At 67.6% G+C, this 15247-nt stretch carries 15 protein-coding genes; 6 read left to right on the forward strand and 9 right to left on the reverse strand.

All coding sequences use genetic code 11. From position 1 onward, the window contains the following. The first annotated feature begins 20 nt into the window (after positions 1–20). The 3 genes from cobT (at position 21) to cobC (ending at position 2675) form a co-directional block, all read left to right on the forward strand. Complete coding sequence (gene cobT / locus HHL14_RS08770) at positions 21–1082, forward strand: nicotinate-nucleotide--dimethylbenzimidazole phosphoribosyltransferase (RefSeq protein ID WP_169497192.1); 1062 nt, start codon at positions 21–23, stop codon at positions 1080–1082. Positions 1083–1323: 241 nt separating this feature from the next. Next, on the forward strand, positions 1324–2100 hold the full coding sequence (locus HHL14_RS08775; RefSeq protein ID WP_169497193.1) for an adenosylcobinamide-GDP ribazoletransferase: 777 nt from the start codon (positions 1324–1326) through the stop codon (positions 2098–2100). Next, positions 2085–2675, forward strand: coding sequence for an alpha-ribazole phosphatase (cobC, locus tag HHL14_RS08780; protein WP_169497194.1), 591 nt, complete (start codon positions 2085–2087; stop codon positions 2673–2675). Before HHL14_RS08775 ends, cobC begins: the two co-directional genes overlap by 16 nt. 231 nt (positions 2676–2906) lie before the next feature. Here cobC and HHL14_RS08785 read toward each other — a convergent pair whose 3' ends face one another. The 4 genes from HHL14_RS08785 to cobU all read right to left on the reverse strand — a co-directional run bounded on the left by HHL14_RS08785 (position 2907) and on the right by cobU (position 6778). Next, on the reverse strand, positions 2907–3863 hold the full coding sequence (locus HHL14_RS08785) for a cobalamin-binding protein (protein WP_230412960.1): 957 nt from the start codon (positions 3861–3863) through the stop codon (positions 2907–2909). 212 nt (positions 3864–4075) lie between these two features. Beyond that, positions 4076–5290, reverse strand: coding sequence for a threonine-phosphate decarboxylase CobD (cobD, locus tag HHL14_RS08790; protein WP_169497195.1), 1215 nt, complete (start codon positions 5288–5290; stop codon positions 4076–4078). Next, complete coding sequence (gene cbiB / locus HHL14_RS08795; RefSeq protein WP_169497196.1) at positions 5283–6224, reverse strand: adenosylcobinamide-phosphate synthase CbiB; 942 nt, start codon at positions 6222–6224, stop codon at positions 5283–5285. The genes cobD and cbiB overlap by 8 nt, the downstream gene beginning before the upstream one ends. Beyond that, positions 6224–6778 (reverse strand): bifunctional adenosylcobinamide kinase/adenosylcobinamide-phosphate guanylyltransferase, encoded by a 555-nt coding sequence (gene cobU / locus HHL14_RS08800; RefSeq protein ID WP_169497197.1) that lies wholly within the window; start codon positions 6776–6778, stop codon positions 6224–6226. Before cobU ends, cbiB begins: the two co-directional genes overlap by 1 nt. Positions 6779–6969: 191 nt before the next feature. Between cobU and HHL14_RS08805 the strand changes: the two genes are divergently transcribed. Then, the gene (locus tag HHL14_RS08805) at positions 6970–8502 is read left to right on the forward strand and encodes a cobyric acid synthase (protein WP_206002261.1); all 1533 of its coding nucleotides are present in this window, start codon (positions 6970–6972) and stop codon (positions 8500–8502) included. 122 nt (positions 8503–8624) lie between these two features. Here HHL14_RS08805 and HHL14_RS08810 read toward each other — a convergent pair whose 3' ends face one another. Beyond that, positions 8625–9044 (reverse strand): PaaI family thioesterase, encoded by a 420-nt coding sequence (locus tag HHL14_RS08810; RefSeq protein ID WP_169497198.1) that lies wholly within the window; start codon positions 9042–9044, stop codon positions 8625–8627. A gap of 254 nt (positions 9045–9298) precedes the next feature. On the opposite strand from HHL14_RS08810, the gene HHL14_RS08815 reads away from it, so the two are divergent. Next, positions 9299–9952, forward strand: a complete 654-nt coding sequence (locus tag HHL14_RS08815; protein WP_169497199.1) for a ParA family protein — start codon at positions 9299–9301, stop codon at positions 9950–9952. A gap of 305 nt (positions 9953–10257) precedes the next feature. Here HHL14_RS08815 and panD read toward each other — a convergent pair whose 3' ends face one another. From panD to HHL14_RS08835, 4 genes are all read right to left on the reverse strand, one after another. Continuing rightward, positions 10258–10644 (reverse strand): aspartate 1-decarboxylase, encoded by a 387-nt coding sequence (gene panD / locus HHL14_RS08820; RefSeq protein ID WP_008924033.1) that lies wholly within the window; start codon positions 10642–10644, stop codon positions 10258–10260. Between the two features lie 42 nt (positions 10645–10686). Next, complete coding sequence (panC, locus tag HHL14_RS08825; RefSeq protein ID WP_169497200.1) at positions 10687–11520, reverse strand: pantoate--beta-alanine ligase; 834 nt, start codon at positions 11518–11520, stop codon at positions 10687–10689. Positions 11521–11970: 450 nt separating this feature from the next. Beyond that, a complete protein-coding gene (locus tag HHL14_RS08830; RefSeq protein WP_169497201.1) occupies positions 11971–12864 on the reverse strand; it encodes a segregation and condensation protein A in 894 nt (297 codons plus the stop codon). A 19-nt stretch (positions 12865–12883) separates the two neighbouring features. Continuing rightward, entirely contained in the window at positions 12884–13069 is a 186-nt protein-coding gene (locus tag HHL14_RS08835) for a DUF3460 family protein (protein ID WP_169497202.1), read from the reverse strand. Between the two features lie 308 nt (positions 13070–13377). Between HHL14_RS08835 and HHL14_RS08840 the strand changes: the two genes are divergently transcribed. Next, entirely contained in the window at positions 13378–15234 is a 1857-nt protein-coding gene (locus HHL14_RS08840) for an autotransporter assembly complex protein TamA (RefSeq protein WP_407945271.1), read from the forward strand. Positions 15235–15247 lie beyond the last annotated feature (13 nt).

Raw genomic sequence — 15247 nt, forward strand, 5'->3', positions numbered from 1 at the left:
TTCCGGTTTCGCTGATACCTATGACTCGCTTTCCCTGTCCCGCCGGTTTGCCCGCCGTCGCGCCGCTCGATCAGTCGCTGCGCGCGGAGCTGCAGCAGATCATCGATACGCGCACCAAGCCGCCCGGCAGCCTCGGCCGGCTCGAAACGCTCGCGCGGCAGATGGGCCTGATCCAGCGCAGCACGCGGCCCAGCGTGCAACGTCCGGTGATGATCGTGTTCGCCGGCGATCACGGTATCGCCGCCGAAGGCGTGAGCCCGTATCCGCAGGCGGTGACCGCGCAGATGGTCGCGAATTTTCTCGCGGGCGGCGCGGCGATCAACGCGTTGAGCCGCGTCTCCGACGTCGCACTCGAAGTGGTCAACGCGGGCATCGCGACGCCGTTGCCGTCGGCTGAGGGGCTCGTCGACATTCCGGTGGCGAGCGGCACGCGCAACTTCGCGCACGAGCCGGCGATGACGCACGACGAAGCGCTCGCCGCGATGCACGCGGGCGCCGCGCGCGTGCGTCATCACGCGGCGCTCGGCAGCAACGTGATCGGCTTCGGCGAAATGGGGATCGCGAATACGTCGGCGGCCGCGTGTCTGATGAGCCGTCTGTGCGGTGTGCCGATCGACGAATGCGTGGGCCGCGGCACCGGTCTCGACAACGCCGGGCTCGCGAGAAAGCGCAACGTGCTGGCCTCGGCGCTCGAACGGCACGCCGATGCGCGCGCGCCGCTCGACGTGCTCGCGACCTTCGGCGGCTTCGAGATCGCGATGATGGCGGGCGCGTATCTGGCGGCCGCCGAAGCGCGCATGACGATCCTCGTCGACGGCTTCATCGCGACCGCGGCGCTGCTGGTCGCCGATGCGTTCCAGCCCGAGGTGCGCGAGTACTGCGTGTTCGCGCATGCATCGAACGAGGCGGGGCATCGGCGCATGCTCGATTATTTCGGCGCGCAGCCGTTGCTGTCGCTCGACATGCGTCTGGGCGAAGGCACCGGCGCGGTGCTCGCGGTGCCGTTGCTGCGCGCGGCAGTGGCCTTCGTCAATGAAATGGCGAGCTTCGATTCGGCGGGTGTGGCGGATCGCGACGCGTGATGAGCGATACGTGATGCGGCGGTTGGCGGATGTCACGGACGTTATGGCGATGTCGTGCAGGCTTGCGGATCGCAAATCGCGAGCCGCTTGCGAGCGCTTGCCGATCGCCTGCAAACCGTGAGCCATGGTCAATCAACGAACTGCCACTCAGCACCGGCAAAACACCGGTAAATAAGCAACCCGCGAATCGATCGTCGCACCTCCCAACCGTCATCGCTTCTCACATGTCTTCGCTCCGTTCATGAATCCGCTCGCGGAATTGCGCTACTTCTTCACGGCACTCGGTTACTTCACGCGCGTGCCGGTGCCGCGCTGGGTCGGCTACGAGCCGCACTATCTGAACGCGGCGGCGCGCTACTTTCCGCTCGTCGGCGTATTGATCGGTGGATTCAGCGCGCTGGTCTATCTGGCCGCGCTGCGCGTGTTTCCGGCGGGCGTCGCGGTGCTGCTGTCGATGGCCGCGTCGCTGCTCGTCACCGGCGCGTTCCACGAGGACGGTCTCGCCGATTGCGTCGATGCGTTCGGTGGCGCCTATACGCGCGATGATGCGCTGCGCATCATGCACGACTCGCGCATCGGCGCTTTCGGCGCCATCGCGCTCGTGATCGCATTGGCGATGAAGTGGCAAACGCTCGCGGCGTTGCCGCCTTTGCGTGCCGCAAGTCTGATGATTGCGGCGCACGGCGCGAGTCGCGCATGCGCAATCAGCTACCTGGCCACGCTCGACTACGTGCGCGCCACGGGCAAGGCGAAACCGGTCGCGCAGCGCCTGAGCGGCCCCGCACTGGTGTGCGCGGCGCTGTTCGGCCTGCCATGGCTGCTGTGGCCGAATGGCCCCGGCGCGCCGGACTGGCGTTTCGCCGCGCTGGTGTGCGCGGTGCTGTTCGTGCTGCGTCTGGCGATCGGCCGTTATTTCGTCAGGCGCATCGGCGGCTATACCGGCGATTGCCTCGGCTTCGCGCAGCAGATCTTCGAATTGACCATCTACCTGGCGGGACTCGCATGGATATCGTCCTGATTCGTCATCCGGCCGTCGCGCTCGACGCGGGCGTCTGCTACGGCCATAGCGATGTCGCGTTGGCCGAAAACGCCGAAGTATCGTCGAACGCGCTCGCGATGAAACTCGCGACCTTGCAGGTGCCGGCGCCGCGCGTGCTGATCTCGAGCCCGCTCACGCGTTGCGCGGCGCTCGCCGCCGAGATCGCGAACGACTTCGGCTGCGTGGTCAGCCACGACGAGAACCTGAAGGAAATGAATTTCGGCGATTGGGAAACGCAGCGCTGGGACGCGATCGATCGCGCGCAACTCGACGACTGGGCCGCCGATTTCGAGCACGCGCGCACGCACGGCGGCGAGAGCGTCGCGCAGTTCGTCGCGCGCGTGCAGGCGTGGTTCGATGCGTTCGCTCAGACGCGCGAGCTGTCGCCGGCCTACGTGGTCACGCACGCGGGCGTGATGCGCGCGATCGCGTCGTGGGTGCTGGAGGTGCCGCTCTCGCGCTGCCTGCAGTGGCCGCTCGATATGACGGGGATCGTCTGGCTGCGACGCGACGATGAGACGCGGCAGTGGGCGCTGGTGCGGTGGAATGCGTGAGGGCATCGACGCTTGCCATGCACTGCTTTCGCGTGGAGAGCGTGCTGGTTTACTGTGACGAGCGTCGTACGGACAACTGACTGATGGTTGTGGCGGTAACGCGGTGCGCGGTCGATGCCCGTAGCGCGGGCAGCCGCGTTTCGCGTGGTCGAGGAAGTCCGTATGGCCCGCATGGTTGGTCCGCACGATTGGCACGAGACTGTGCCCAACATTACGGCACTACCGCGCGGGCTATTTTCTACGCGAGCGCGCGAGTTCGAGATCCCCGCACAGCTGTCGCGCGCCTTGCGCGATACGCGGCGCGGGACGGTTGATCAGATCGCCGTCGATTGCGAACAGATTGTTGTTCGCGACCGCGGCGAGGCGTGGCCACGCGCGCCACGTATCGAGTTGTGGCAGCGTCGTGTCGGGCCGCGTCGCGCCGGGCGCGGCGGTGACGATCACCTCCGGATTGGCCGCGAGCACCGCTTCGGTCGACACCGTCGGCACCAGCGGCTGCAGGTTCGCGAACACGTTGCGACCGCCGCAAAGCGCGATGACGTCGCTGAGCATGTGCTCGCCGTTGAGCGTCATCAACGGCTTATCCCAGACCTGATAGAACACGCCGACGGCCGGTCGCTGCGCGTAACGCGCGCGCAATCGGGCGATGTCGTCGCGATACGCGCTGGCCGCCGCATCGGCGGTCGCCGAGGTGCCGAGCAGTTGCCCGAGTCTCGTCAGCGAACTGGCGACGTCGTCGAGATGGTGCGGCTCGCTGAAAAAGAGTGGCACGTGCAGTTCGCGCAGACGATCGAGTTGACGCTGCGCATTGCCATGACGCCACACGACGATCAGATCGGGCTTCAGCGCGACGATGCGTTCGAGGTCGAGCGCCTTGTTATCACCGACGCGCGGCAACTGCTTCGCTTCGGGCGGGTAGTCGCTGTACGACACCGCGCCGACGATCTTCGAGCCACCGCCCGCCGCGTAGAGCAATTCGGTCACGTGCGGCGCGAGGCTGATCACGCGCTGCGCGGGCGCGGCGAGCGTGACGGCGGCGCCGCTGTCGTCGGTGACGGTGATGGCGGCGTGGGCGGTCAGTGCGGCGAGTGCGATCAGTGTGCCTGCGGCGAGCGAGGCCGCGCTGGCCGGGCGGATCGGGCTGATGAGGTTGGCGGCGGAGCGGTGCAGGCGAGCGAGGCGGATCATCGGGTTGGGTGGGTTAGGTCAGCGCGTTGGCGTACGTAGCGTGGGTGGGCGCGGTGTGTGTGCGTCGTGGGCGTGAGCGTCAGGTGGGTAACTGGCGAGTGCGGAACGAGGCGGAAGTTGGTGGCGGGTACGTGGCAAGTGCGTAATGAGCGTGAGCGCGCGATGCGAACGGCACGAGCGGAGCACGTCGCGCCCCGCGCGAACACACCACGCTAACCCGCGTGTCCGCCATCGATCTCACCCACCGCTTCGCGCAACTGCTGCTCGAAGCGGATCCATTCGGCTTCATTCCCTGGCAGCCCGAAACGAACACTGCCCATCGGCGCGATCGACGATGCCGCGAACAGCCGCGTCCACACCCCGCGCCGCGCGAGCGCTTGATGCAACGCGGCGGCGCGCGTGTCGTCGGTCCATGCGAACAACGGCGTGCCGCGCGTCGCGAAACCATGCGCGTGCAAGAGCCCAACCAGTCGCGCGCTTTCGTCGGCGAGTCGCGCGCGCATTTGCGTCTGCCATTCGATGTCGGCGAAGGCGGCGCTCACCGCATGACGCGCGGGACCGCTGACCGTCCACGCGCCCAACGTATCGCGCAACGTCGCCAGCAACGCGGGCGCGGCCAGCACGAAGCCGGAACGCACGCCCGCGAGGCCGAAGAACTTGCCAGGCGAGCGCAGCACGATCAGCCCGTCCAGGTACGTGTGCGCGGCGAGCGACGCAGCCGATGTCTTTCCTTCACTCGCACGCGGCAGCGTATCGGCGAAGGCTTCATCGACGAGCAGGCTGCCGCCGCGCTCGCGCAGTTGCGCATGCCAGTGCAGCAGCCTGGCGGCGTCGAGCTGCGTGGCGGTCGGGTTGTCGGGATTGACGATCGCGACGTGCGTGAGCGTCGCGGGCAACGTGTCGCATTGCGCGTCGAGCGGCGCGACCGCGTGTCCGGCGCGCGCGAACGCGGGCGCGTATTCGCCGTACGTGAGCGTCGCGATGCCGACTGTCGCGCGCGGCAGCAGCGCGGGCAACGCGCGAATCGCCGCCTGGCTGCCGGCAACCGGCAGCACGTGCGCGGCATCGGGCGCGCCGTAGTAGTGCGCCGCGCGCGCGGCGAAGCCGTCGCCGTTGTCGGGCAGACGCCGCCATGCGTCGGCGGGCAGCGGTGGCACTGGATAACCGTGCGGATTGATGCCCGTCGACAGATCGAGCCACTGCGCGTACGGAATGCCGTAGCGCGTCGCGGCTTCGTGCAGGTTGCCGCCATGCGCGATCGGGCCGGCTGTCGTGTTCGACTGGGGCTGAGGCTGTTGCGGTGGCGTGGCGGTGGTCACGCGTTCATCGGAATGTGCGTCGACGTGCACCTCGCGGCATGCGTCACGCTCGCGTGCGGGGATGCCGGGCGCGAGGCCATCGCGCGCAGGGTCGTGACGCTCAACCATGGAATGGCACGCTCAGCAGCGCCAGCACGATCAGCACGGCCAGCCACAGAATCACCGTGCGCTCGACCAGCATCAACGCGGCGCCGACGTGCCGCGTCTCGGCGGGATGGCCGAAGCCGAGCGTCGGTCGTGATTCGAGCGTGCCGTGATAGACCGCCGCGCCGCCGATCAACACATTCAGACTGCCCGCGCCCGCGGCCATCACCGGGCCCGCGTTCGGGCTGTCCCAGCGCGGCGCCTGCTCGCGCCAGCAGCGCCACGCGGTGTGGGTGTCGCCGAGCAGCGCGTAGCTCGCGGCGGTCAGGCGCGCGGGAATCCAGTTGAGCACGTCGTCGAGGCGCGCGGCGGCCCAGCCGAAGCGCAGATAACGCGGCGTGCGATAGCCCCACATCGCGTCGAGCGTATTGGCGAGGCGAAAGCCGAGCGCGCCCGGGCCGCCCGCGATCGCAAACCAGAACAGCGCGCCGAAGATCGCGTCGTTGCCGTTCTCCAGCGCGGATTCGACCGCGGCGCGCGCGAGCGCGGCTTCGTCGGCCTGCGCGGTGTCGCGCGACACGATCCGCGCGGTCAGCTCGCGCGCGGCGGGAAGATCGTGTTGACCGAGCGCCCGCGCGATCGGCGCGATGTGATCGCGCAGGCTGCGCGCGCCGAGCGCGAACCACAGCAGCACGACGTGTAGCACGCAGGCCGCGAAAAGCGGCAGCACCGCGACGAGCCCCCACGCGATCAACACCGGCGGCAGTACCGCCAGCATCCACGCGGCGAGCCCCTTGAGCCGTAGACGCCGACCGTGATTGAAGCGCGCCTCGATGCGCGCGGCCCAGTTGCCGAAGCCGACGAGAGGATGCGCGCGGCGCGGCTCGCCGAACCAGCGGTCGACGGCCACGCCCGCGACCGCGAGCGTCGCGATCAGCGGCATCGTCAGCGTCGACATCACGCGCGGCCCGTGCTTTTCAGCGCGAGCGGCAGGCCGGCGACCAGTAGCGTCGCCGTGCTGCTCAATGCGGCGATGCGCTGGTTGAGGCGGCCGAGTTCGTCGACGTAAAGACGCGTGGCCGCGCCGAGCGGCACCACGCCCAGGCCGATTTCGTTGCTGACCACGATGAGCTTGCCGCGCGCGCCGGCGAGCGCCGTTTCGAGCGCGGCGGCCTGCGTGTGATAGTCGGCGAGCGATGGCGCGGCGCCGTCGGCGGGACACAGCAGGTTCGCGAGCCACAGCGTCAGGCAGTCGATCAGCAGGCACTGGCCCGGCGCGTCGTGGCGCGCGATCGCGTCCGCCAGCTCGCGGTCGGCTTCGACGAGGCCCCAATGCGCGGGCCGCCGCTCGCGATGATGCGCGATGCGCGCGCTGAATTCGGCGTCGTCGGTGACGCGGGCGGTAGCGATGTAGGTGACGGGCAGGGCGCTGTCGCCGGCGAGCCGCTCGGCGTGCGCGCTCTTGCCCGAGCGGGCGCCGCCGAGAACGAAGGTGAGGTCGCGGGAAGTCATCGCAAGATTGTACCGGCGCGGTGGGATAATGCCGCTCGATTCCCGGTGCGCTGACTGCCTGTTCAGCGCCCAATCATCGTTCAATCTCCGCCGATTCACCACCGATTCACCGCCACTTCCAACCCGACCGTCTTGCCGTGACCCGAACCTCGATTCCCTTCGACGCCTTGCCCGTGCCGCGCGGCACGCTGATGATCCAGGGCACCACGTCCGACGCGGGCAAGAGCACGCTGGTCGCCGGTCTGTGCCGCCTCGCGCGGCGCGCGGGCGCGCGGGTCGCGCCGTTCAAGCCGCAGAACATGGCGTTGAACAGCGCGGTGACCGTCGACGGCGGCGAGATCGGCCGCGCCCAGGCGTTGCAAGCGGTGGCGGCCGGCATCGCCGCGCATACCGACCTGAACCCGGTGCTGCTGAAGCCGACCAGCGATCGCGGCGCGCAGGTGATCATCCACGGCAAGGCGCGCATGAACCTCGACGCGCGTGCATATCACGAGTACAAGCCGGTCGCGTTCGAGGCGGTGCTGGAGTCGTACGCGCGGCTGCGCGCGGCCTATGACACGGTGTTCGTCGAAGGCGCGGGCAGCCCGGCCGAGATCAATCTGCGCGAGCGCGACATCGCCAACATGGGCTTCGCGGAGGCGGTCGATTGTCCGGTCGTGCTGGTCGCCGACATCGACCGCGGCGGCGTGTTCGCGCACCTGACCGGCACGCTCGCGTGTTTGTCGGCGAGCGAGCAGGCGCGTGTGCGCGGCTTCATCATCAACCGGTTTCGCGGCGACCTGAGCCTGCTGCAACCCGGCCTCGACTGGCTCGAAGCGAAGACCGGCAAGCCGGTGCTCGGCGTCGTCCCGTATCTGCACGGCCTCACGCTCGACGCCGAGGACATGCTGCCGCCCGAGCTGCGCGCGGCCGGTCGGGGCGACGCGGGGCGGCTGTTGCGGGTGGTCGTGCCGGTGCTGCCGCACATCAGCAATCACACCGATTTCGACGCGCTGCGCGTGCATCCGCAGGTCGATTTTCACTACGTGCGCAGCGGCATGCCGATGCCGCCCGCCGACCTGATCGTGCTGCCGGGCTCGAAGAACGTGCCGGGCGACCTCGCGTTTCTGCGCGAGCAGGGCTGGGACGAGGTGCTCGCGCGGCATCTGCGCTACGGCGGGCGGGTGATCGGTATTTGCGGCGGCATGCAGATGCTCGGCCGCGAGATTGCCGATCCGCATGGCGTCGAGGGTGCGCCGGGCACGGTCGTGGGGCTCGGCTGGCTCGATTATGCGACGGTGCTCACGCGCGAGAAGACGCTGAAGAACGTGACCGGCCGGCTCGCGCTGCCGGGCGCGCCGGAGGTCGCCGGCTATGAGATTCACATGGGCGAGACGCACGGGCCGGCGCTGGACGCGCCCGCGCTGCGGCTCGACGGCGAAGCAGCAGTGAAGGGCGTGGAGAGTGTGGATAGCGTGGCGGGCGCGCTGGCCATGGAGCGTGCACGAAGCGCGGACTCTGGCCGCCCCGACGGCGCGCTATCCGCCGATGGCCAGATCCTCGCCACCTACGTGCATGGCCTGTTCGACACGTCGGCCGCATGCGCGGCGCTGCTCGGGTGGGCGGGCCTGAGCGATGCCGAACAGATCGACTATCCGGCGTTGCGCGAGGCGTCGCTGGAGCGGCTGGCCGATACGCTTGCGAGCCATCTCGATCTCGAGCGCCTGTTCGCCGCGGTGCGATAAAAAAAGCACGCGCCGTAGCGGCCGCGTGCTTTGTCTGTTCTTCCCGCGAGCCGGCTCAGGCGCCGCCGACCCGGGTTGCATAACCCGACTCGGTCCGACTCGATCGGGCTCGACTCAGTACCTCAGTACAAGACCATCTGCGTGCAACGGAACAGTGCGATCGTCCTGCCGTCCGGAGCGGTGACGGTCGCGTCCCACACCTGGGTGCTGCGCCCCAGATGCACGCCTTTCGCGACCGCGCGGATCGTGCCTTCCGTGGCGGTGCCGAGGAAGTTGCTCTTCAGCTCGATGGTGGTGAAATTGCGCGCGTTCTCCGGCAGATGCGCGAGGCACGCGTAGCCGCAGGCGGTGTCGGCGAGGCCGATCACGGTGGCCGCGTGCAGGAAGCCGTTCGGTGCGAGCACTTCCTCGCGCACCGTCAGCTCGGCGACCAGCGTGTCCTGGTCGACGGACAGCACGTGCACGCCGAGCAGATCGGGCAGCTTGCCCTTCTGACGTTCGCGCAGACGTTCGACGGTGTATTCCGGGCGCAATTTGCTCATGAGATTCAGGTCCTTGTCGAAAAAAACGGCGGGTTCGGCTGGCCGATTCGCGCTACGGGGCTTCGGCCACGCTGGATTTGTCGATATTATCAACGGCTGGACCCGCGGGCGACTCTCGCGAGTGAACCCGCAGCCTAGGGTTTGCCCGTTGTGCTTGCCGAGGTCGGGGCAGATCGGACGCGGCAGCACAGGCAGCAATGGCAGCAGCGCGGCAAACCGGCTGGCGGCGTCCAGCCTTCTTTCCGGGAGATTTCATGTCGGTGATCGTGGTGGCGAATCCGAAGGGCGGCGTGGGCAAGAGCACGCTATCGACCAATCTGGCCGGCTATTTCGCGTCGATCGGCGAATGGGTCGCGCTGGCCGACCTCGACAAGCAGCAATCCGCGCACGCGTGGCTCGATCTGCGGCCCGCGACGCTGCCGGCCATCGAGACCTGGGAGGTCAATCCCGACGTGCCGGCGAAGCCGCCCAAGGGGCTTGAGCACGCGGTCATCGATACGCCGGCCGGGCTGCACGGCAACCGCCTTGGCATCGCGCTCGATCTCGCCGACAAGGTGATCGTGCCGCTGCAGCCGTCGATGTTCGACATTCTCGCGACCCAGGAATTTCTCGAGCGGCTCGCGAAGGAAAAGGCGGTCAGGAAAGGCGCGATCGAGGTCGGCGTGGTCGGCATGCGCGTCGATGCGCGCACGCGCTCGGCCGAGCAGCTGCATCGTTTCGTCGAGGGGCTGAAGCTGCCGGTGCTGGGCTTTCTGCGCGATACGCAGAACTACGTGCAGCTCGCCGCGCACGGGCTGACGCTGTGGGACGTGGCGAAAAGCCGGGTCGAGAAGGATCTGGAGCAGTGGCAGCCGATCATCGAGTGGACGAATGGGGCGGCGAAGAAGGGCGTGGGCGAGAAGGGCTGAGAGGGTGGCAGGTTTGGCCTTCGCGGCGGGCGTGGAGTCAGATGGGCCACGCCGCGCCACGCCGCGCCACGCCCGCGATGGCGCCACCTTGGCTTTAACGCCGCAGCTTTAACGCGTCGATGCATTGCCAGAGCGCCGACGCAAAAACGGCCGCCGATAGCCGAAGCCGCGGCGGCCGTCATGGGCAAGTACCTACAAGTTCACAGCCGGCGCAATGCCTGGCGGATCACTTGCCGAATTACCCCGCGAAACCTTGAAAAAACTGAACCGGCCCGACCCAACCTGGGCGAGCCGGCGTGGCCGGCTTAGTTCCAGGCCTGCGTCGGCACGTGATCGCGGCTGCCCTTGATCTTGTTGTTTTCATCGACGAACACGAGGTCCGGCTTCCAGCCTGCCTTCAGTTCCGCCTCGTCGACCACCGCGAATGCCGCGATGATGACCAGATCGCCGAGTTGCGCGCGGCGCGCGGCCGAGCCGTTCAGCGAAATCATGCCGCTGCCGCGCTCGCCCTTGATCGCGTAGGTCGAGAAACGCTCGCCGTTGTTGATGTTCCAGATGTCGATGCGCTCGTTTTCGACGATGTTCGCCGCTTCGAGCAGATCTTCGTCGATCGCGCACGAACCTTCGTAGTGCAGTTCGCAGTGGGTGACTGCGACGCGGTGAATCTTCGACTTCAGCATGTTGCGTTGCATGACCAATCCTGTGTGACTTGGGTGACGCCGGCGAGGGCGGCGTCAGATTTCGAGGTTGTCGATAAGCCGGGTCGCGCCGAGTTTGACGGCGGCCAGCACGACGAGCTGGGCGTCGGCGTCCTGCGCGCCCGGCGCGATCAGGTTCGAACGCTTGCGGATCGCGATGTAGTCGGGCTTCCAGCCGCGCGCGGCGAGCGCCGCCTTGGCGGCTTCTTCGAGCTTCGCGAAGTCGCGGTCACCGGCAAGCACCGCATCGCGAATCCGGTTGAGTTCGAGCGCCAGCATCGGCGCCTCGGCGCGTTCGGCGGCCGACAGGTAGCGGTTGCGCGAGCTGAGCGCGAGGCCGTCGGCGTCGCGCACGGTTTCGGCGGCGATGATCTCGGTCGGCAGCGCGAACTGATGGCACATCTGGCGCACGATCATCAACTGCTGGTAATCCTTCTTGCCGAACACGGCGACACGCGGCTGCACGCACGACATCAGCTTCATCACCACGGTGCAGACGCCATGGAAGAAGCCCGGGCGGAATTCGCCTTCGAGGATGTCGCCCAGATCGTGCGGCGGATGCACGCGATACTCCTGCGGCTCCGGATACATGTCCCTTTCGGTCGGCGCGAACAGCACGTAGACGCCTTCCTTCTGCAACTTGTCGATATCGGCTTCGAGCGTGCGCGGATATTTGTCGAAATCCTCGTTCGGGCCGAACTGCAGCCGGTTGACGAAGATGCTCGCCACGACCGGGTCGCCGTGCTGGCGCGCAAGGCGCATCAGCGACAGATGGCCCTCGTGCAGGTTGCCCATGGTCGGCACAAAGGCCGTGCGATTCTGGCCGCGCAACTGGTCGCGCAATTCATGGATCGAGCTGATGACTTTCATGATCGGACAGGGATGGATTCGCGCTGCGCGCAATCCGGTGGGCGCAGGACTTCACGAAAAAACGCGCGGACCGGCGCCTTACCGGCGATGACGGGTTCGGAGCGCGGATTGTAGTGGATTTGCGAGCCGGGCGCACCGAAACGCCGCCCCCATCGGGCATTGGCCGCGATGCGTGCGTCGCCGGGCCGTCTCGCATAGGCCGCGGAGGCCCGCCAGGCCTTGCGCTGGCGGCCGGGGCGCGGTTTTCCCTGGGGTGGTGCGTGAAACGGACGCTTGTGCTGGGGGGGGCGGCCGGGTGTTGCGGTGCGTTCCAGTGCGTTGCGGCCCGTTTCGCAGGCAGGCCGGGCTGCCGGGCGCCGTCGGACCGAACCCGGGCCGTAAAGAGTCGAATCCGGTGAGGCAAGCCCTACGCGGCAAATCCAGAGGCCGAAAGGCCGAGCCCGACCGGATTCAGGTCGGCAGATAGGCGAGCCGGACGTAGATCGGCGCGAACGGCTCTGCCTGGGTGATCTCGACCAGCGATTCGCGGCACAGCTCGAGCATCGCGATGAAGTTCACGACGACGACCGGCACGCCCCGGCTCGTGTCGAACAGCTCGGAAAATTCGATGAAGCGCGCGTTCTGCAACTGCCGCAGGATCAGGCTCATGTGCTCGCGCACCGACAGTTCCTCGCGCGAGATCTTGTGATGCTGCACCAGCTTCGCGCGCTTGATCACGTCGGCCCACGCGGCGCGCAGGTCTTCGCTGTTCACGTCCGGGAAGCGCGGCGTGATGCTCTGCTCGATATAGACCTCGGCGCGCAGGAAGTCGCGGCCGAGTTGCGGCAGTTGATCGATGCGTTGCGCGGCGAGCTTCATCTGCTCGTATTCGAGCAGGCGGCGCACCAGTTCGGCGCGCGGGTCTTCGGCTTCCTCGCCGGTGTCGGCCTTCTTGACCGGCAACAGCATGCGCGACTTGATCTCGATGAGCATCGCGGCCATCAGCAGGTACTCGGACGCGAGTTCGAGATTGGTCTTGCGCAACTGCTCGACGTAGCCGAGATATTGCTCCGTGACATCCGCCATCGGGATGTCGAGCACGTTGAAGTTCTGCTTGCGGATCAGGTACAGCAGCAGATCCAGCGGCCCCTCGAAGGTCTCGAGAAACACCTCGAGCGCGTCCGGCGGGATGTATAGGTCGCTCGGCAGCTTGAACAGCGGCTCGCCGTACAGACGCGCGAACGCGATGCCGTCGACCGTGTTGGGCGTCGAATCGGTGGCGGGCGTGGAAAGCGCGGCGTCGGTCGGCGCCGGGCCTTGAACGGGTCCCTGACCCGGGCCGTGTGCCTCGTCGGCGTGGCTCATCGTCGGCGTGACTGGGCGCTTAGAAGTTCTGATAGTACTGGTAAGACGTCTGGGCGACGCGCGAAGCCGTCTGCTCGGCGCGCTCTTCGAGGTCGATCGGCTGCTTGTCCCACAGGAGCGCGCGGCCCTTGCGTTGTTCGGCTTCCAGATTGGGCTTTTGTTGCTTGAGCTGATTCAGGAACTGCGTGATGTCCGATTGATACATGGCTCGAGGTCCGTGATGGGTAAAGTGGCGGCCGACCGGCTGGCGTCCGCTGCACGCGCGCTGTGTTTATAGCTGCGTGCGAGGGGCTGGCGGGATGCGCAGGAGGTGGCGCCGTCGTCCGCGATTTTACCGCATGCGTCGCAGGTGGGCGAAAAACGCCGCGCGCCGTTTTTTTTCGGGACGATGCATGGGGCGTAAGCCGATTCGCGACAAGGTCCCGAGGCGGTCCCGATGTGGTCAAATAGCATGCCTCGATCGCGCTTTGCGGCCGCGGGCAAGAATCTATCCATTGTGGGCGGAGGTCCTGTTTGGCGGGAGGTACGATTGACCAGCCGCGTGCGTGGCACGGCGAGACCGGCCTGAGGCGAGGGCACGCCCGGGCGCGCCACGCTTTGGCGTGGCGCTGGCTGCGCGTGTCGCTCGTCTTCGGCTTCGGGCTCGGCCTGATGCTGCTGCTGATGGCCGGCGAGGCGCAGGCCAAACGTACGCCGCCGAGCTACAAGGTCGACGTGATCGCCGAGCCGCGTTCGTTGCGCCGCTTGCTCGAACAGCATCTGGACGTCTCGCGGTTCGCGAAGCGGCCCGACATCAGCGACGACCAGTTCTCGTTCCTGATTACCGCCACGCCGCAGCAGGTGCGCGACCTCGCCGCGACCCAGGGCTATTTCTCGCCGATCGTCAGCACCGACGTGCGCACTGTCGACGGCGAGCGGCACGTCACCGTGCGGGTCGAATCGGGGCCGCAGACCATCGTGACGTCGGTCGACCTGTCGTTTCGCGGCGCGGTGCTGACCGAAGACCCGGCGCAGGAAAACGCGACCCGCTTCGCGTTCTCGCTGCATGAGGGCCAGCCCTTTTCGCAGGGCGACTGGGACGACGCGAAAAACGCGTCGCTGCGCCAGCTGCAGTCGCGCCGCTATCTGGCCGCGAAGATCTACCATTCCGAGGCGCTGATCGATCCGCGCACGCACGAGGCGAAGCTGTCGGTCATCTACGACAGCGGGCCGACCTTCACGATGGGCGCGATCGACGTCTCCGGCACGCGCCGCTATCCGGAGCGCATCGTCCATAACGTCAATCCGATTTCGCCGGGCGACATCTACGACACCCGCACCGTCGCCGAGCTGCAGCGGCAGCTGCAGAACACGCCGTATTTCGCGAGCGTCGCGATCGACCTCGACAACGACCCGAACAAGCCCCTCGACACGCCGGTCCACGTAAAGGTGTCGGAATTTCCGTATCACAGCTTCCGCGGCGGTGTCGGCTATTCGACCGACAACGGGCCGCTCGTGCAGGGCGCGTACTCGTACCTGAACACGTTCGGCATGGCGTGGCCGTTCACCGTCGAAGGCCGCGCCGACCGGACCCAGCAATACGGGCAGGTCCAACTGTCGATGCAGCCGGGCCCGCGCGGCTGGACCAATAGCGTGCTCGCGTCCTACACCACCACCGACGTCTCCGACACGCGCATCTACAGCGTGCGCGGCGGCGTGCAGCACGCGCGCACGTCGCAGTTCCTCGACTACAACTACTCGCTGCTGTTCTATGACGACCGGCTCGACCAGAACGCCGCGCCGCCGACCAATGCGCGCGCGCTGGTGCCGGCGTGGTCGTGGACGCGGCGCGACACCGACGACCCGTTGTTCCCGCGGCGCGGCAACCTGATCCACGTCGAGGCGGGCTTCGCGGTGAAAGGCCTGCTCGCCGACCAGTCGTTCATCCGCGGCTATGCGCGCGGCCAGCAGTACTTCCCGATCGGCGCCGACGACATCGTGCTGATCCGCGCCGAACTCGGCGGCGTGTTCACGGGCGGCAGTTCGAGCGGCATTCCGGCATCGCTGCTGTTCCGCGCGGGCGGCTCGAACTCGGTGCGCGGCTACGGCTTCCAGAGCATCGGTAACGACGTCGCCGGCTCGATCCTGCCGACCAAATACCTGGTGACGGGCGCGGCCGAATACCAGCACTGGTTCTCGCACAGCTGGGGCGCGGCCGCGTTCTTCGACATCGGCACCGCGACCGATACCTGGGGCGACAAGGTCTTCTACCCGGGCGTCGGCGTCGGCGCGCGTTGGCGCAGCCCGGTCGGCCCGGTCAACGTCGACATCGCGTACGGCATTCGCAATCACAGCGTGCGGCCGTATCTGACGCTCGGCATCGCGTTCTGATCAATCGATGACA

Source organism: Paraburkholderia antibiotica (assembly GCF_012927125.1).
Classification (GTDB): domain Bacteria; phylum Pseudomonadota; class Gammaproteobacteria; order Burkholderiales; family Burkholderiaceae; genus Paraburkholderia; species Paraburkholderia antibiotica.